Origin of the sequence: Streptococcus sp. SC1 (genome assembly GCF_030272855.1) — a bacterium.
Taxonomy (GTDB): domain Bacteria; phylum Bacillota; class Bacilli; order Lactobacillales; family Streptococcaceae; genus Streptococcus.
The window spans coordinates 52,513-69,251 of sequence record NZ_JAQCMU010000002.1 but is presented as its reverse complement, the minus strand read 5'-3'; the positions used below and the strand labels follow the sequence as shown (position 1 = coordinate 69,251).

Sequence of the window (16,739 nt, the reverse complement as noted above, 5' to 3'; positions counted from 1 at the left end):
AACTATTTTTTCTTTTTAGGTGCTGGTAAGGCAGGGTAGGCCGTTTCAATCAAACTACAGAGAAAGGCAGCATCTTCTGTTTCTTCTATATGAAGCATTGGCTTTGCGCCTGGATAAGGAGTTTCATAGACTGGATTTTCCAAAAGATCGAGAGCTGGCTGGACTGCCTTAAGAAACAAGCGATTGTCATAAATTCCGCCAAATAAGCGCCCCCGATAATAGAGCAAATACTCTCCCATCATCTTGCGAAAGCTAATTTCTTGGCCTAAGCCCTGCAGCTGCTTCAGGATCAAATCCAAATATTCTTGACTAGATGCCATCGGAACACCTCCATGAATTGATACTTTATTATACCAAAAATGGATGAAGATTTCCTGACTAAAAGATAAACACATCTCCTTCAATCCGTATTCTGTCTATCCTCAAGTAAGCAAAAAAGCTAGACCTTACAAGTCTAACTTTTTTGCTTATTATTTTTTTAAAAGTCCTTCCTTGACCAGATAATCACGCGCAACAGCTTCCGCTTTTTTACCTTCAATGCCAACTTGATAATTCATCTGACTCATCTGGCTTTCCGTGATTTTTCCAGCCAGCTTATTGAGAATACCTTCCAACTCAGGGTGTTTTTCTAGCAGTTCAGCCTTCAGGAGAGGTGCCCCTTGATAAGGAGGGAAAAGATGTTTATCGTCTTCTAAAACTTGTAAATCATAACGCGCAAGTTCTGCGTCAGTCGAATAGGCATCTGTGATTTGAATATCACCCGACTGGATAGCTTGGTAGCGAAGGGCTGGCTCCATGGTCGCTACATTAAGATTAAGGCCATATAGAGATTGCAAACCCTTGTTTCCATCCTCACGGTCGTTAAATTCTAGAGTAAAGCCCGCTTTGAGTTTATCCTGAACCGCCTTGAGGTCGGAAATCGTTTTAAGATTGTATTCTTTGGCGATAGTCTTTGGAACTGCAATTGCATAGGTATTCTGATAAGCCATGTGATTGAGCAAGACTAGATTGTCCTGTTTTTTGATTCCATCACGTGCTGCTTTAAAAACTTCTTCAGCATCAGTACTGGCTTTTGGAGCAGGCTGCAAGAGAGTTCCAGTAATCGTACCGGTAAACTCAGGATAGATATCAATATCGCCTTTTTTCAGGGCTTGATAAAGGAAGTCTGTCTTACCAAAATTAGGTTTGACTGTCACAGTCATATCCGTATTTTCCTCAATGAGGAGTTTATACATATTCATAAGAATTTCTGGCTCTGGACCTAATTTCCCAGCAATAACCAGATGATCCTTTTCCTGCTTGGGAATTAGACTCGGTGTATAAGAAGCGCCTAGTCCGAGTATTAAGACAGCAAAAGCTGTAAATACAGTCCGAAGCTTGGCCTTTTCCATCCATTTAAGGAGACTGTTGAAAAGAATTGCTAAAACTGCGGAGGAAATTGCTCCAATCAAGATCAGACTGGCATTGCGGCGGTCAATTCCTAGAAGGATAAAAGAACCTAGTCCACCAGCTCCGACGAGGGCTGCTAGAGTTGCTGTTCCGATAATCATTACCGTTGCTGTTCGAATTCCAGAAACGATGACAGGCATTGCTAGAGGCAGTTTAAACTTTTTGAGTCGTTCCCACTTGGTCATCCCAAAGGCGATTCCAGCTTCTTCTAAACTAGGATCAATCCCATTCAAGGCTGTGACAGTATTTTCTAAAATCGGGAAAATAGCGTAAATCACCAGAGCAGTCAGTGCTGGCAGTGTACCAATCCCCATGAGAGGGATAAAGAGTCCCAGCAAGGCCATTGAAGGAATGGTTTGAAAGATTCCCGCAATTTGCAGCACCCAATTGGCTACTTTTTTATGACTATGTAGATAGATAGCGAGCGGAATGGTCAGGAAGATGGCCACTAGTAAAGTCAGAAGAGACAGCTGGAGGTGTTGCCCTAAGGCTACTAACCATTCACCAAAGCGCTCCTGAAAGGTAGAAAACAAATTATCCATGTTGAACACCTCCAAACAAATCTGCTACGAAGCTGGTTGCAGGTGCAGATAAGATTTCCTCAGGCGTCGCCACTTGACGAATCTCCCCGTCCTGCAGAACAGCAATCCTATCTCCTAATTTCAAAGCTTCGTCCGTATCGTGGGTGACAAAAATGGTCGTCATCCCAAACTCATTATGCAGTTGCTTGATCAAAGTCTGCAATTGTTTTCTAGAAATAGCATCTAGCGCTGAAAAAGGCTCGTCCATGAGTAGGATCTTTGGCTGACCAATCATTGCACGAACAATACCCACACGCTGCTGTTCCCCACCTGACAGCCCACTCGGCAGTCGATGACCATAGTCAGCTACTGGCAAGCCAACTTTTGCCAAGAGCTCTTCTGTTTTCTTGGCAATCTCTTCCTTGCTCCACCCCTTCATCTCAGGAATCAGAGCAATATTTTCCGCAACCGTTAGGTTTGGAAAGAGGGCAATTGCTTGTAAGACATATCCTGTAGAAAGGCGCAGCTCACGTTCATCATAGTCTTTGATGCGCTTGCCATCCATATAAATATTTCCATCAGTGGGTTCCAAGAGACGATTAATCATCTTAATCATGGTCGTCTTACCTGACCCAGAAGGCCCAACTAAAACCATGAACTCTCCATTCTCAATTCGTAAGTTGACATCTCTCAAGACATCTTTTTCTGTATAGCGTAGCGCTACATTTTTGTATTCAATCATTGTTTGTCCTCAATTTTTACGATAACCTTGCCAAAAGATTGGCTACTTTCCAGATAAGCATGCGCGTCCTGGATTTGATCAATAGAAAATACTTTTTCAGGTCGTACATCTACCTGATAACGCTCCACAAAATCCACCAAAGCTTGTAGCTTGTCCTGAGACACATTGCCAGAAGCAAAGGTAGTCAAGTAGAGATTGCGGTAAAGCATTTCAATAGGATCAAAGTCTGGAATAGTCCACTGACCGCCCAGCAAGCCACAAGAACAGATAATACCACCTTCTGCCGTACGAGCAAATGTATCGAGAATAGCACTCGGACCGACAAGATCCAAGACCTTGTCAAACTGCTCTTCCGTCTGTAAGACGCCATCCTTGTCCAAAATCACCTGGTCAAATCCTGCCTCTTTTAGTTGCTCTTCCTTGCCCAGACTACGGCTACTTCCCGCTAAATAGACATTTGGAAATTGCCCTTTGAGAAGTTTTGCAAAAGCAATCCCAACACCACTAGTCGCTGCCCGAACCAGAACTCGGTCTCCCTCCTCAATCTTGAGATTGAGATAAGAGCCAAACGCTGTGTAGTAGGTTTCAGGCAGTGCGATTAAACTTTCCAAAGCAAGCTCTGTCCTCACAGGATAAACCTGTTCGTCTGGTAGCAAAACATACTCAGCATAACCACCATCAAAAGCGCGTCCCATTTCTCCCATGATGGAGATAACTTGTTGCCCGACCTGCAAATCGGGACGACTCGTCTCCTCTACAAGTCCCACACATTCAATCCCTAAAATCCGTGGAAATTGAACGGAGGGGGATAATCCTTGACGAGTAAAAATCTCGCTATGGTTGATTCCAAATCCTTGTACCTTGACCAAGGTCCAACCTTCTTTAACAGTCGGTTTTGGAACTTCCACAACCTGCAGAACTTCTGGTCCTCCAGCTTCCTTGACAAGCACAGCTTTCATCTTAGTATCTCCTTTTAAAACTTCCCTCGATTGGTTAAGTCTTCTATCTTAGGCATGACTTCTTTATTGTCCCAATGCTCCACAATCAAGCCATTCTCCAAACGGAAGATGTCATACTGAGCATAAGCAACCCCATCGATCTGAGTCTGCCCATAGCTGACCACATAGTTTCCTTGTCCCAAAAGCTGGAAAACAAAGTCAAAAGAAACCCCGTGCTCAGCTACATAGTCTTTATAAGCCTGACTTCCTTGTCCAATCTCATGATTGTGCTGAATTAAATCTTCTGCCACATAATCACTCCACTGCTCTAGCTCCCCGTTTTGGAAAATTTCTGTCAAGAAACGACGAACGGTTTTTTTATTTGCTACTGTCTTGTCCAAATCCTTGATCTCAAAATCTCCAAAAATCTGGTCTAATTGCCCGTTTTCAGGTGTTCGATAGTAGTCAATAACATCCCAATGTTCTACGATACGGCCATTCTCATCCGCACGGAAAGTATCCGTCGTCACCCATTGAGCTTCCCCGCCATTGAGATATTGATGAACATGGACGAAGACTAGATTACCATCCTCAATGGTGCGAACAATCTTCATCTCACACTCGGGATGGCGTTCAAAGAAATTTGCAAAGAAAGCCGCAAAACCTTCTTTCCCATCTGGCACACCTGTCGAGTGTTGAATGTAGGTATCCCCTACAGACTGGGCTTGAGCCTCAGCAACACACCCGTCTTGAATGGCATGAATATATAAATTTTGCGCATTTTCAACTTGTTTTGACATGATTTATGCCTCATTTGCTTTCTCTTTCAGATTGGCTAAAATACGTTCCTGATAACTTTCAAATTGGCAAATTTCTTCCTCTGAGAAGCCTTTATAAAAAATAGCATCCAACTTTTGACTGATACGATGGCCAACTTCCTTCTGAGACCAACCCTGCTCTGTCAACTTGACATATTTTTTTCTCTTATCTATTCCACATGGACTGATGGTGATCAGATTTTGCTCCTCAAGCTTCTTAATCATGGTTGTTAGCGTATTGTTAGCAAGACCAGTCGCAAGCGCAATATCTGTCGCCGTAGCGCAACCTGTCTCACTATTCCATAAAACAGTGAGAATCTTGCCCTGTTCACTCCGATAAAGAGCTTCAGGCTCCTGGCCCAGTAACTTTTGAAAAATCCGCCCATTCAACAAACGAATATGATAGGCTACCAAATGACTGTCTTTCATACTTCCTCTAATTTATTTCTATATCGAATTGATTTCTTATTTATTGTAACATTTATTGTTTCATCTATCAAGAATTTTGTTCTATTTGGAAATAACTTTAAACTGAATAAAGATTTTAAACTAAAAACATCAAACAAAAAAGCCCAGTATAAAGAGGAAATCCCCCTCCCACACTGAGCTTCTTTTTACCTTAATAATATTCACCCTGACGGTAATCCCATGAGTTGAAAGTATCGGACAGGTGCATCATGATTTTGTCGATGTCCAAGCCTTTGCGGATGACCACTGGGGCTGGTGAGATGGAACGTTGCCCACCTTGTTCTGGAATCAGTTTTCCATCTCTATCCACCATAGAGACCATAACGCCTTGCTCGTAGCGAGTTTCAATGGTCTTGTCTGGCTGGATAGAGGCTACATAGTCATCTGCTTCAATAACCAAATCAACAGCATTTTCGATGCGATCGCCAATTCCTTCGACCTTACCGCGGTTTCCTTTACCAGATGGGTTGGCTGAGGAAGCATAAACCATCTTGCCTTCTTCCCAAAGCTTAGCTGCCAGCTGCTCGCCCGCCTTACCAAACTTAATAACAAAACAGCTAGTGCCACGAACATCTGTCATCAGCTCTTCCCGACCGTCACCATAGGCTTTGAGCTTTTCAAAAGCTTCTGGCTTCCATGGAAGGATACAGCCCAAGAGGATGTCTTCGTCCCAATGTTTTTGGTAAAAAGCTTCAATTTCTGGATTGAGCTGCGCCAAAGCACGGAGCTCATCCATACTACCACAGAGGACAACACCTGGCTTATTACGGTTACGGGCCTTAGCTTCGAACTTACGCTCCAAACCTGCCTTATCACTAGTCATAATGATGTAACCCACCTTGGTCGGGCAAACGATACAGCCGCCATCGCCTTTCAGGATGTCATAGCCTTCTTGTGAAAGAGTTCCGTTCCATTGAATGTGTTTTGTCATAAGTTTCTTCCTTTTCTATTAAATTAAGATTTATTTTACCATATATTTTTATCGGAGACAAGATGTTTTCAGAATTTTCTTAATATATCGAAAACAATTTTACTGCCAATAAGAGGGACGATTTTTTTCATATTCTGTAATCAAATCCTCATACTGAAGCGTAATGCCGATATCATCCAAACCGTTGAGGAGCTTGTGCTTCCATTCTCCATCAATGTCAAAGGAGAATTCTCCCACTGGTGAAAAAATCTTCTGCTGCTCCAAATCCACCGTCACTTGATCCGTCGGCTTCAGATTAGCCAAGGCTTGCCGCACTTCAAGCGGCTGGACGATAGGCAACATTCCGTTATTAAGCTCGTTATTGTAGTGAATATCTCCAAAAGATCCAGCAATGACTACCTTGAAGCCATAGTCAGCCAAGGCCCAGGCAGCGTGCTCCCGAGAGGAACCAGCCCCGAAATTATCCCCTGTAATCAGAATAGTCGCCTTGCGATACTCCGGTCTGTTAAAGACGAAATCAGGATCTTCGGTGTACTGATTGTCCAGATAGCGCCATGCGTACATGAGGTACTTGCCAAAACCTTTTTTATCAATCAACTTGAGAAACTGCTTGGGCAAAATCTGGTCTGTATCAATATTATCGTTCATGAGGGGAACCGTTGTCCCCGTATAGATTGTAAATTTTTCCATAAAACTTCCTTACTGGACCTCCGGTAGCTGGCGGACGTCTACGAAGTGCCCGGCAATAGCTGCCGCTGCGGCCATAGCAGGACTGCAAAGATGGGTCTTAGCGCCAAATCCCTGACGATCCTCAAAGTTCCGATTGCTGGTTGAGGCACAGTGAACTCCATCTGGCACCTTGTCTGGATTCATTCCCAGGCACATGGAACAGCCCGGATCGCGCCACTCAAAGCCTGCATCCATGAAAATTTTATCCAGTCCCATCTTTTCAGCAGCCCGCTTGACCGGACGAGAGCCTGGTACGACGATAGCTGTCAGATTGGGAGCAATATGCTTGCCAGCGACGAACTTAGCTGCCAGCTGCAAATCGCTGAGTCTGGCATTGGTACAGGATCCGATAAAGATATAACCTAGGTCAATATCTTCTGCTTTCTTACCCGGAGAGAGGTCCATGTAATTATAGGCCCGCTCGTCGTTCATATCGCGAATTTCTGGGAAAGCCGCGCCAAACTCTACTCCCATAGAAGGATTGGTTCCCCAAGTCACCATAGGTGCCAACTGGGAAACATCCATCTCAATGACCTTATCATAGACAGCATCAGGATCACTGACCAGAGTCTTCCAATCAGCCACTGCCGCCTCAAAGTCCTTAGGTGCTCCCGGCCGCCCTTTAACGTAATCATAGGTCTTCTGATCAGGATTCATAATGCCCATCTTGGAGCCAAACTCAATGGACATATTGCAGATGGTCATGCGCTCTTCCATGGTCAGATGCTCAATCGCATCACCAGCATATTCAACCACATGACCGACACCTGCAGCCACACCATATCGGGCAATCAAAGCCAAGATAAAGTCCTTAGAATAGACACCTTTCGGTGGCACTCCGGTAAATTTGACTAACATTTTCTTTGGCTTGACCTGCCAAATGGTCTGCGTGGCAAAGACGTGCTCAACTTCCGAAGTACCGATTCCAAAAGCAATGGCTCCAAAAGCTCCGTGAGTAGCCGTGTGACTGTCACCGCAGACGATGAATTTGCCTGGCTGGGTCTTGCCCGTTTCGGGTCCAACCATATGGACAATCCCCTGAAGTTCCGATCCGTGAGCCGCATGCTCGATGCCAAAATCCTTGACATTCTCAGAAAGCTTATCAATCTGAGCCTTGGAAATCACATCTCGGATATCATAGATATTGACCGTAGGAACATTATGGTCAAAAGTTCCAAAAGTTAAGTCCGGTCGTCTAACCTTGCGACCCGCATCTCGAAGTCCTTGAAAAGCCTGAGGGCTGGTTACTTCATGAATATAATGCTGATCCACATACATAAGCTGGGGTTGACCTTCTTGGCCTGTTATCACATGTCTTTCCCAAATCTTATCAAAAATTGATTTTCCAGCCATACTAGCTTCTCCATATGTAATACAAAATTCCAATTTCCACTATTATTCCGCAAATCCAAGCTAGCCAGAAATACCATTTTCTAGTCTTGTGATGAAAGAGGCGACCGCCTAATAAAGCACCTAAACCTCCAGCTGCCAGAGCTGACAAGAGCAAGGTTTTCTCGGGAATGCGGTAGTGATTTTTCTTAGCCTTACGCTTATCCCAGCCATAAAAGAGGAAAACTATAAGGTTACATAGCAGGCAAATACCTGTTAATATCCATTCCATAAGTTATTGATAATGGCCTCCGTCATTTGAGTTGTTGTCGCCTGACCACCCAGATCTCGGGTTAAAATCCCTTGAGCCAAAGTCTTCTCAACCGCTGCTTCAATCGCTTCTGCAGCTTTAAGCTCTGCAAAACTATCCCGCAGCATCATGGCCACAGAAAGGATCATACTGATAGGGTTGGCAATGCCTTGCCCTGCAATATCTGGAGCAGAACCATGGATAGGCTCGTAAAGACTTGGTCCAGCTGCCGAATGACTGGCCGATGGCATAACTCCCAGCGTTCCTGACAAGACACTGGACTCATCTGAGAGAATATCCCCAAAAAGATTTTCCGTTACAACAACATCAAACTTAGCAGGATTGGTGATCATGAGCATCGCAGCGCTATCCACCAGCTGGTGCTCCAAGGTCACATCTGGATAATCCTTGGCCACCACATCCGCTACTCTGCGCCAGAGTTTAGAAGTTGCTAGTACATTTTGCTTGTCAATACTGGTCACGCGCTTTCTGCGACCACGCGCAATGTCAAAGGCCTTACGGACAATTCGTTCCACCTCTTCATAGCTGTAGTCGTTAATATCACGCGCAGTTCTGTCCTCCAAAATATGCTTACCAAAGTAAATTCCACCAGTCAGCTCACGTACGACCACGAAGTCTACACCAGCAATTCTTTCAGCTTTCAAAGGCGACAAATGCTTAAGAGCATCAAAAATCTTAACTGGACGAAGATTGGCATAGAGTTCAAGCTCCTTGCGCAGAGCCAGCAAGCCTTGCTCCGGCCGAACTGGAGCATTATCATACTGGGGACTGCCGATAGCTGCTAGGAGAATTGCATCTGCTTCCTTGGCTGCTTCTAGAGTAGACTGAGGGAGAGGATGACCTTCCGCATCAATACCAGCACCTCCAAAAGCTTTCTCCGTGATATGATAAGTAAAACCGAACTTGTCCGCAACAGCAGCCAGCACTTGGAGACCAGCCTCCATGATTTCTGGGCCGATACCGTCACCCGCCAGAGCTACAATTTCTTTTGTCATATTTGCTTCTTTCTAATTATTTGCAGGCAGATCGTGGTAGGATACCTGATGGCCGATTTCACCAGCATTTTCCTTTTGCACAAAGGTGTTGGCATGGATATAGGCAATGGCGCTGGCCTTAAGAACATCAAAGTCAATCCCAGAAGAGTTGAAAATCGTATCTGTATCTGTATTTTCAACAGCTACCAAGACGCGAGCCTGAGAGTCAATACCGTCCGTTACTGCCTCAATATTATACGTCAAAAGTTGAACAGACTGGTTAAAGAATTGGTCAATGGCATTAAAGATGGCTTCAACGCTTCCCTTGCCTTCTGCCACACAGTTGACTGTCTCGCCGTCGCCATTAACCAGCTGCACATCTGCTGTGATGGTATGATCGTCATTGGTCGTCAGCTGCAGATCATTAAAGTGGAAGCCTTCTGGATTTTCAACTGTCGTCCCAGCAATCAGAGCCCGAATGTCAGCATCTGTAACTTCATTTTTCTTATCAGCCAAGACCTTAAACTTAGCAAAGAGATCATCGATTTCAGATTCTTCAAAGTCCAGAGACAGCTCTTTGAGCTTTTCAACAAAGGCGTGGCGACCAGACAGCTTGCCAAGCGGAAGTGAATTGCTCTTGACTCCAACCAGCTCTGGTGTGATGATTTCATAGGTCAGTGGATTCTTAAGGACACCATCCTGATGGATACCGGACTCATGAGAGAAGGCATTGCCGCCAACGACCGCCTTGTTCTTAGGCACCGGAATACCTGAAAAGCGGGACACCAGCTCAGAAGTGTTGATGGTTTCATTAAGGACGATATCTGACTCAACCTGATAATAGTCCTGACGAATCTCTAAAGCAACTGCTACTTCTTCCAGCGCAGCATTACCAGCACGCTCGCCAATACCATTGATTGTGCCTTCCACCCGTCTAGCTCCGTATTTGACCGCAGACAGGCTGTTAGCTACCGCCATTCCCAAATCATCGTGACAGTGAGGACTATAGATAATCTCACGTTCCGTTTGGACATTGTCAATCAGATACTTGAAGATATTGCCAAACTCTTCCGGTGTGGTAAATCCGACTGTGTCTGGAATGTTAATGTAGCTCGCACCCGCATCAACTGCTGTCTGGACAACTTGAAGCAGAAAATCCAGCTCTGTCCGTGTCGCGTCCTCGGGTGAAAACTCAACAATCTCAAACTTAGAGCGAGCATAGGAAACGTGCTCCTTAATAGCTTCTAAAATCTCTTCCTTGGACTTTTTCAGCTTGAACTCTCTATGGATGGGGCTGGTCGCAATAAAGACGTGAATCTGCGGATGTTTGGCATCCTTGAGTGCCTCGTAGCAGGCGTCGATGTCCGATTTAACCGAACGCGCCAAGCCAGTGACAGAAGCTTTTGTAATGACTTTGGCAATCGCCTGCACCGCCGCAAATGAATCTGGACTAGCAGCTGGGAAACCAGCTTCAATAGCAGAAATTCCCCATTTTTCTAGTTGTTTAGCAATGGCAACCTTTTCCTTAATAGAGAAGTTCACTCCTGGTGTCTGCTCACCATCCCGAAGGCTGGTATCAAGAAACTCAACTTTTTGCATAGACTTTCCTCTTTCTTTATCGTTTAAAATAACTATAAAAATCAATGAGAGATACAACTATGAAATGAACTTTTAGTTCGCTTTTCTCAGTATATCCTAGCAAAGATTTTCGTGGAGAATAAAATAAAAACATCTCGCTGGAAGCCAAGCGAGATGTTGATTTACTCCCGCTTGGTAAGCCAAACAGGACTAATGCTTTCGCACTAGCCCGAGTAACGCAACAACAAAGCAAAGTTTGAAAATTGAGTTGACTTCATGTTTGACTGACTCCTTTTGAAATGTTATTGATTAGTATTTTAGCACAGTATCATTCGACTGTCAACAGATAATTCGATATTTTCTGAAAATTTTTAATATACTGGATTATTTTGTGGTCTTATTACTATAAATGCGAGAAAGAAAAGAAGCAGGCCAGCTTCTTCTTATAGTATTATATTGATTATAAAGTTAAACTTTAGCTAACCAGTCATTCTTATCCTTTAGAAGGGAATCATACGCGGCAAATCTGCCATTCTTATGCCATTGCTGATCCCCATGCTTTCCAAATCAACTTTTACATCTTTGATTTCTATATTACTTTTCTTTTTCTAATACTTTTAAATATTTAGTTTTTTTAAATTGCCCAGACAGGAGCAAGAGCAAGAAACAATACCATGTCACAATCGTCAAAAATAAAAGTAGGAAACTACCAAATAGAAGATAAAGCCAAGAGAAAATAGCTGAAATCAAGGCAAAGAGGAAAATGAGAGCATAGGTTTTAAGACCGTTGGATTTCTGGGTGGCAAAATAGTCTATGGGCATCTCATAAGGCACTACTTCAACCACTGATTTCTCCCTTCTATTTTTAAACTGGTAAAGAGTCAGTAAAAACATGAAAATGAAGGAAAAAAGTAAAGGGAACAAACCTCGTACAGTCAAATTCTCCGTTAATGCATACAAGGCATAAGATAAACCAGCACTTGGTAGAAAAATCATTGGAAAAGGCACACTTTTCCCTACAAAAAGCTTATTTCGCTTAATATCATAAAGCACAGTCCTTTGGACATTTCCTTGATCTGCTCCAAATTCGATAAAATCAGACAACTTCCTAGTAACTACCAATGCTGACTTTGGTTCTTCATGCAGCTCATCTTCAATGACCTCCAACTGACCAAAAGCGTCCAGTTTCCACAAATCTTCCTTAGGCAGATGTGGTATTTTCCCTTCAAGATGTTCTTGAATAAATTGCTGGAATTGACAGTTCTTCCGCTTACTTCCAATTAATTTCAAAGTCACTTTTTGACTTCCGCCGTTTTTAGTCAAGGCTTCCCCTACAATAAATAAAGGCCATTCATAATTCCCACGATAAGCGTGTCTATTCTTGCCGAAGTAAAATGTAACCGAAGAAAGAGGAAAGCGATAGTATTTAAAATTTCGGAAAACAAGCAAGTATTGACCATCAAGCTGAATTTTTCCCATGAAAGCAAAGGCCATCCAACCTACTGTGAACAATAAAGCAACTGTTCCTAAGAAATAGAAAAGATTTGCTGACCGATTTTCTTCTAGAAAGATATTAAAAAAACTGGTCACCACCATTAAACTAAATAGACTAAGCAATCCTAGTGCTGATCTTTTATAGATAACAATCGATGGTTTTTTTATCAATTCGCATCCTCCTCTACCGCCTCGGCAAACACCACTTTCCCCTGCTCATACTTCCGCACGGCTAACAACCAGCGGATGGGGTTGTTTTGGAATAAGAGTAAGTAAGAAACAGCAGGAAAGAGACCTCCTAAAGGCGAGAAAACGATTTGTATATCAAAAGGCTCTTGCTTATTGAATGAGTCAATAATACCTGGGATGACAGCAGCAAATATTAGTATAGTAGCCATAAAAACTAGTAGCATAACAATCATAAAAGCCAACATTTTCGCAAACGTCGCTTTTTTATCGCTGAAATTGTCCCAGATCAAATTTGAATAAACTGCTTTTTCAAATTGTTGTTTTGTTGCGCCTCGAACTTGCTTCACTTCTTTGTATAAGGCGACTTCCATCATCCATACAAATCCAAATATAATAAATGAAAGACAAAGAATAAAAATAGGAACCATCGCACTATTATAACGAAAGCCTGAGAAAATTGGTATAGCAAGAAATCCTCCAAGCAAACCTAACAAAGAGAATATTGCAATTAAAGGAGCAATCGACCTATTCGACCTTCTTGCACCTTCTGTATCTAAGAGGGCACTTTTGTTCGCCACTAAGGCTTCTTTTGTCCTCGTATTATAGTAGATAGCCTCGTCACCGCTCTGTCCGATAAAAATTATTTTTCTCATTTCTCTTCTTTTTTAATAATTTACAACTAAGGCTTCTTCATTCTTTAGCAGCTTCGTCTTTATCTTCGTACATACTGAACCAAGCGGAACATCATGAAGGCAAATAGAATTCCTGCAACGATCCAAATCGTTCGTAAAGCGTAAAATTGGAGCAGATAGGTCGAAATAATGGCTCCGATGACAAAGCTTCCTAACAAAGCAACAAAGAAAATGCCCTCTTTCAAGTATGGTTTTTCCTGCGTTCGCACAAAATTTCCAAAAGCCACCATCGTTTTCTTGATATTTCCTGTCATAAAAGAATTGTTGTAGACTATACCATCTACTTCGCCAAAAGCTGTCGCAACGACTCCCATACAGAAAGCAATCGGAGGAACGATCAGCATATTTGGCACAGTACTTGGCATAAAACCTACCAGAGTACAAATGAGCACCATTGGTGAAATGCTACTTACTCGCCATATTGACTGCTCAAAAAAAGGACGGAAAACTGTTATCAGAAAAATTCCCAGCATAAAGGCTAGCATGGTAGCTAGTTTGACTTCAATCTCTCCAGTCTTGTGATGAATCAGCTCAACGGACAAAAAGACGACGTTTCCTGTCTGGCCCGCAACCAATGTACCCCCGCGCTCCATGAAAGTGTAAGCATCCACGAAACCTGCGCAAAAGGTCAGCAAACAAGCAAAAAACTTTGATCGAGAATGGAATTCCCTTTTGACGAACTTTCTCATAATTTACCCAAAAAGCCCAGTGTAACACCAGACTTCCTTTCTATCCTTCTCTAGCTTCCTCCAAAATCTTTTCAATCTTTGTGGTAATCAAATCAATTGCAACTTTGTTCGAAGCGCCCTCTGGAATGATGACATCCGCATAACGCTTGGTCGGCTCGATAAACTGATGGTACATAGGCTTAACGACACCCAGATACTGCTCAATGACACTATCCAAACTGCGCCCACGCTCTTCCATATCCCGCTTAATCCGACGAATAATCCGCACATCATCATCAGTGTCGACAAAAATCTTGATGTCCATCAAATCGCGGAGGCGTTGGTCTTCCAATACCAAAATTCCCTCTACAATGAAGACATCCTGCGGTTCTTGACGATAGGTTTTATTACTGCGCGTGTGCTCTGTATAGTCATAGGTCGGGATGTCCACTGGACGGCCAGCCAAAAGCTCCTTGATCTGCTCAATCATGAGGTCTGTATCAAAAGCAAAAGGATGGTCATAGTTGGTCTTGACCCGCTCCTCAAAGGTCAAATGCGACTGATCCTTGTAGTAAGAATCATGCTCAATCATGGAAATCTTTTCGTTTGGAAAATTATCTAAAATCGCCCGAGAAACACTGGTTTTTCCCCCACCAGAGCCACCTGTAACACCGATAATAATAGGTCTGTTTTGCATTGTTTTCTCCATTACTTGTTATCTTATCTATTTTACCTCAATTCATGATATAATGAAAGGGTGAATCAAGAAAAATTCAGGAAAATCATTTTAAAGGAGAAAGTATGTTACGACTCGGTATTATCGGTACAGGAACCATTTCCCACGAGTTTATCAAGGCAGCCCAACTGAGTGGCGAGTATCAGTTAACAGCTGTTTACTCGCGCACCTTGAGTTCCGCGGAGCGTTTTGCGCAAGCTTATAAAAACGTCGCACTCTACACCGATATGATTGAATTCTTATCTGCCGACCTAGATGTGGTTTACATCGCCAGTCCCAATAGCCTCCACTTCAACCATGCCAAGGTAGCCATTTTGGCTCGAAAACACGTCATTGTTGAAAAGCCGGCTGTATCAAGGCCTGAAGAATGGCAAGAATTGGTCAAGCTGGCAGCTGAACATCAGGTTTATATCTTTGAGGCAGCCAGAAACTACCATGAAGCAGCCTTTGCAGTCATTCGTGACTTCCTAAAAGACAAGAAAATCTGGGGAGCCAATTTCACTTATGCAAAATACTCCTCCAAGATGGGAGCCCTGCTGAGTGGACAAGAGCCCAATGTTTTTTCTGCTAAATTCTCAGGCGGTGCTCTAATGGATCTGGGAATTTATACGCTTTATGCAGCTGTCCGTCTGTTTGGTGCTCCACAAAGCGTTTGCTATACAGCTCAACAACTGCCAAATAGCGTTGACCTCAACGGTTCAGGCAGTCTGATTTATCCTGATTTTCAGGTTCGTATCCAAACTGGAAAAAATATTCATAGCCAGTTGCCAGCTGAAATCTATACGGACCAAGGCACTCTGACCCTAGATGGTATCGAGTTTATCCGCTCTGCCATTTTCCAAAAGCTGACTGGAGAGACGGAAAGTCTAGCTATCCACCAAGCAGAGCACCAAATGCTGGAAGAGGTTCAGGCTTTTGCTCGTGTGCTTAAAGGCGACCAGGAAGAGCTTTATAGCGACTACCTGCAGGCTACTACTACTGTGCATGAGTGTCTGTTTGCCATGAGAAAAGATGCTGGCATTAGATTTGAGGTTGATCATGATTAAAGAAACATTTCCAACAGTCTGGCAGGAACAGCTAAATCAGCTCGGTTTTGCTGAACTAACTGCCATCCAAGAAAAGATATTCCAGCCCATTTCTCAGGGAGAAACGGTGCTAGGCATCAGTCCGACCGGTACGGGCAAGACATTGGCCTATCTCTTTCCTAGTTTATTGAAATTAAAGCCTGAAAAAGCGCAGCAGCTTTTGATTTTAGCTCCAAATACAGAGCTGGCGGGACAGATTTTTGATGTTTGTAAATCTTGGGCGGAGCCTTTGGGCTTGAGCAGCCAACTCCTCCTCTCTGGTAATAGCCAGAAAAGGCAGATTGAGCGACTCAAGAAAGGTCCTGAGATACTGATTGGTACACCTGGTCGGATTTTTGAGCTCATTAAGCTCAAGAAAATCAAGATGATGAATGTTGACACTATTATTCTGGATGAATTTGACCAGCTTCTTAGTGATTCCCAGTATGCGTTTGTTGATAAGATTCTGCATTATGCACCGCGTGACCACCAGCTGATTTACATGAGTGCTACGGCAAAGTTCGACCAAGAGAAGATCGCCGAAAATACCTTGCGCATCAGCATTGACGACCAGACTTTGGACAATATCCAGCACTTCTATATGCAGGTGGAGAAACGTGATAAGGTTGAACTCTTGCGCAAACTATCCAATGTAGAAGAATTTCGTGGACTAGTTTTTTTCAACAGCTTGTCAGATTTGGGCAGCGCCGAAGAAAAGCTTCAGTATCGAGGAGCTAGTGCGGTCTCTCTAGCCAGCGATGTCAATGTAAAATTCCGCAAGATCATTCTTGAGAAATTTAAAGATTACGGTATCACACTCTTGCTGGCGACTGACATAGTTGCACGTGGCATTGATATTGATTCTCTAGAGTGCGTGGTCAACTACGAAGTGCCGCGCGATTTGGAAACCTACACCCACCGTTCTGGCCGAACAGGTCGCATGGGCAAGGAAGGCTATGTCATCACCTTCATCAGCCACCCAGAAGAATTAAAAGCTCTCAAAAAATATGCCTCTGTTCGAGAAATTATCCTGAAAAAACAAGAACTGTATGTGTGTCCTTAAGCAAGAATTATGGTCATCAATATTT

Annotated in this window: 18 protein-coding genes; 2 read left to right on the top strand and 16 right to left on the bottom strand. The window is 43.4% G+C overall.

Annotated features, from left to right (window positions below):
- Window positions 1-2: 2 nt before the first annotated feature.
- The 16 genes from PAN94_RS03145 to udk form a co-directional block, all read right to left on the bottom strand.
- Window positions 3-320 (bottom strand): TfoX/Sxy family protein, encoded by a 318-nt coding sequence (locus tag PAN94_RS03145; protein ID WP_285874572.1) that lies wholly within the window; start codon window positions 318-320, stop codon window positions 3-5.
- Window positions 321-470: 150 nt separating this feature from the next.
- A complete protein-coding gene (locus PAN94_RS03140) occupies window positions 471-1,991 on the bottom strand; it encodes an ABC transporter permease/substrate-binding protein (protein WP_285874571.1) in 1,521 nt (506 codons plus the stop codon).
- A complete protein-coding gene (locus PAN94_RS03135) occupies window positions 1,984-2,712 on the bottom strand; it encodes an ATP-binding cassette domain-containing protein (RefSeq protein WP_285874568.1) in 729 nt (242 codons plus the stop codon). Before PAN94_RS03135 ends, PAN94_RS03140 begins: the two co-directional genes overlap by 8 nt.
- Window positions 2,709-3,671, bottom strand: a complete 963-nt coding sequence (locus PAN94_RS03130; RefSeq protein WP_285874565.1) for a zinc-binding dehydrogenase — start codon at window positions 3,669-3,671, stop codon at window positions 2,709-2,711. Before PAN94_RS03130 ends, PAN94_RS03135 begins: the two co-directional genes overlap by 4 nt.
- 14 nt (window positions 3,672-3,685) lie before the next feature.
- Complete coding sequence (locus PAN94_RS03125) at window positions 3,686-4,450, bottom strand: nuclear transport factor 2 family protein (protein WP_285874563.1); 765 nt, start codon at window positions 4,448-4,450, stop codon at window positions 3,686-3,688.
- Window positions 4,451-4,453: 3 nt separating this feature from the next.
- Window positions 4,454-4,897, bottom strand: a complete 444-nt coding sequence (locus tag PAN94_RS03120; protein WP_285874561.1) for a MarR family winged helix-turn-helix transcriptional regulator — start codon at window positions 4,895-4,897, stop codon at window positions 4,454-4,456.
- A gap of 190 nt (window positions 4,898-5,087) precedes the next feature.
- Window positions 5,088-5,867 (bottom strand): L-threonylcarbamoyladenylate synthase, encoded by a 780-nt coding sequence (locus PAN94_RS03115; RefSeq protein ID WP_285874558.1) that lies wholly within the window; start codon window positions 5,865-5,867, stop codon window positions 5,088-5,090.
- A 99-nt stretch (window positions 5,868-5,966) separates the two neighbouring features.
- Complete coding sequence (leuD, locus tag PAN94_RS03110) at window positions 5,967-6,557, bottom strand: 3-isopropylmalate dehydratase small subunit (RefSeq protein ID WP_002909937.1); 591 nt, start codon at window positions 6,555-6,557, stop codon at window positions 5,967-5,969.
- 9 nt (window positions 6,558-6,566) lie between these two features.
- On the bottom strand, window positions 6,567-7,949 hold the full coding sequence (leuC, locus tag PAN94_RS03105; RefSeq protein ID WP_285874556.1) for a 3-isopropylmalate dehydratase large subunit: 1,383 nt from the start codon (window positions 7,947-7,949) through the stop codon (window positions 6,567-6,569).
- 1 nt (window position 7,950) lies between these two features.
- The gene (locus PAN94_RS03100) at window positions 7,951-8,217 is read right to left on the bottom strand and encodes a DUF1294 domain-containing protein (RefSeq protein WP_285874554.1); all 267 of its coding nucleotides are present in this window, start codon (window positions 8,215-8,217) and stop codon (window positions 7,951-7,953) included.
- On the bottom strand, window positions 8,202-9,251 hold the full coding sequence (leuB, locus tag PAN94_RS03095) for a 3-isopropylmalate dehydrogenase (RefSeq protein ID WP_285874553.1): 1,050 nt from the start codon (window positions 9,249-9,251) through the stop codon (window positions 8,202-8,204). The genes PAN94_RS03100 and leuB overlap by 16 nt, the downstream gene beginning before the upstream one ends.
- A 12-nt stretch (window positions 9,252-9,263) precedes the next feature.
- On the bottom strand, window positions 9,264-10,829 hold the full coding sequence (locus PAN94_RS03090) for a 2-isopropylmalate synthase (protein WP_285874551.1): 1,566 nt from the start codon (window positions 10,827-10,829) through the stop codon (window positions 9,264-9,266).
- A gap of 573 nt (window positions 10,830-11,402) precedes the next feature.
- The gene (locus PAN94_RS03085; protein WP_285874998.1) at window positions 11,403-12,404 is read right to left on the bottom strand and encodes a hypothetical protein; all 1,002 of its coding nucleotides are present in this window, start codon (window positions 12,402-12,404) and stop codon (window positions 11,403-11,405) included.
- 65 nt (window positions 12,405-12,469) lie between these two features.
- Entirely contained in the window at window positions 12,470-13,144 is a 675-nt protein-coding gene (locus PAN94_RS03080; RefSeq protein WP_285874549.1) for a hypothetical protein, read from the bottom strand.
- 59 nt (window positions 13,145-13,203) lie between these two features.
- On the bottom strand, window positions 13,204-13,872 hold the full coding sequence (locus PAN94_RS03075; RefSeq protein ID WP_005590272.1) for a YoaK family protein: 669 nt from the start codon (window positions 13,870-13,872) through the stop codon (window positions 13,204-13,206).
- 40 nt (window positions 13,873-13,912) lie between these two features.
- Complete coding sequence (udk, locus tag PAN94_RS03070) at window positions 13,913-14,548, bottom strand: uridine kinase (RefSeq protein ID WP_185758389.1); 636 nt, start codon at window positions 14,546-14,548, stop codon at window positions 13,913-13,915.
- 104 nt (window positions 14,549-14,652) lie between these two features.
- On the opposite strand from udk, the gene PAN94_RS03065 reads away from it, so the two are divergent.
- Both PAN94_RS03065 and PAN94_RS03060 read left to right on the top strand, forming a co-directional pair.
- Window positions 14,653-15,633: a Gfo/Idh/MocA family protein gene (locus PAN94_RS03065; RefSeq protein ID WP_285874546.1), complete on the top strand. Its 981-nt coding sequence runs from the start codon at window positions 14,653-14,655 to the stop codon at window positions 15,631-15,633.
- Window positions 15,623-16,714 carry a DEAD/DEAH box helicase gene (locus tag PAN94_RS03060; protein WP_285874997.1) on the top strand — a complete coding sequence of 364 codons (1,092 nt, stop codon included), beginning with the start codon at window positions 15,623-15,625 and terminating at the stop codon, window positions 16,712-16,714. Before PAN94_RS03065 ends, PAN94_RS03060 begins: the two co-directional genes overlap by 11 nt.
- Window positions 16,715-16,739: the final 25 nt, after the last annotated feature.

Coding starts and splice junctions, on each gene's coding strand:
- PAN94_RS03145 (WP_285874572.1), bottom strand. CDS start 320: ATGGCATCTAGTCAAGAATATTTGGATTTGATCCTGAAGCAGCTGCAG.
- PAN94_RS03140 (WP_285874571.1), bottom strand. CDS start 1,991: ATGGATAATTTGTTTTCTACCTTTCAGGAGCGCTTTGGTGAATGGTTA.
- PAN94_RS03135 (WP_285874568.1), bottom strand. CDS start 2,712: ATGATTGAATACAAAAATGTAGCGCTACGCTATACAGAAAAAGATGTC.
- PAN94_RS03130 (WP_285874565.1), bottom strand. CDS start 3,671: ATGAAAGCTGTGCTTGTCAAGGAAGCTGGAGGACCAGAAGTTCTGCAG.
- PAN94_RS03125 (WP_285874563.1), bottom strand. CDS start 4,450: ATGTCAAAACAAGTTGAAAATGCGCAAAATTTATATATTCATGCCATT.
- PAN94_RS03120 (WP_285874561.1), bottom strand. CDS start 4,897: ATGAAAGACAGTCATTTGGTAGCCTATCATATTCGTTTGTTGAATGGG.
- PAN94_RS03115 (WP_285874558.1), bottom strand. CDS start 5,867: ATGACAAAACACATTCAATGGAACGGAACTCTTTCACAAGAAGGCTAT.
- leuD (WP_002909937.1), bottom strand. CDS start 6,557: ATGGAAAAATTTACAATCTATACGGGGACAACGGTTCCCCTCATGAAC.
- leuC (WP_285874556.1), bottom strand. CDS start 7,949: ATGGCTGGAAAATCAATTTTTGATAAGATTTGGGAAAGACATGTGATA.
- PAN94_RS03100 (WP_285874554.1), bottom strand. CDS start 8,217: ATGGAATGGATATTAACAGGTATTTGCCTGCTATGTAACCTTATAGTT.
- leuB (WP_285874553.1), bottom strand. CDS start 9,251: ATGACAAAAGAAATTGTAGCTCTGGCGGGTGACGGTATCGGCCCAGAA.
- PAN94_RS03090 (WP_285874551.1), bottom strand. CDS start 10,829: ATGCAAAAAGTTGAGTTTCTTGATACCAGCCTTCGGGATGGTGAGCAG.
- PAN94_RS03085 (WP_285874998.1), bottom strand. CDS start 12,404: ATGGTGGTGACCAGTTTTTTTAATATCTTTCTAGAAGAAAATCGGTCA.
- PAN94_RS03080 (WP_285874549.1), bottom strand. CDS start 13,144: ATGAGAAAAATAATTTTTATCGGACAGAGCGGTGACGAGGCTATCTAC.
- PAN94_RS03075 (WP_005590272.1), bottom strand. CDS start 13,872: ATGAGAAAGTTCGTCAAAAGGGAATTCCATTCTCGATCAAAGTTTTTT.
- udk (WP_185758389.1), bottom strand. CDS start 14,548: ATGCAAAACAGACCTATTATTATCGGTGTTACAGGTGGCTCTGGTGGG.
- PAN94_RS03065 (WP_285874546.1), top strand. CDS start 14,653: ATGTTACGACTCGGTATTATCGGTACAGGAACCATTTCCCACGAGTTT.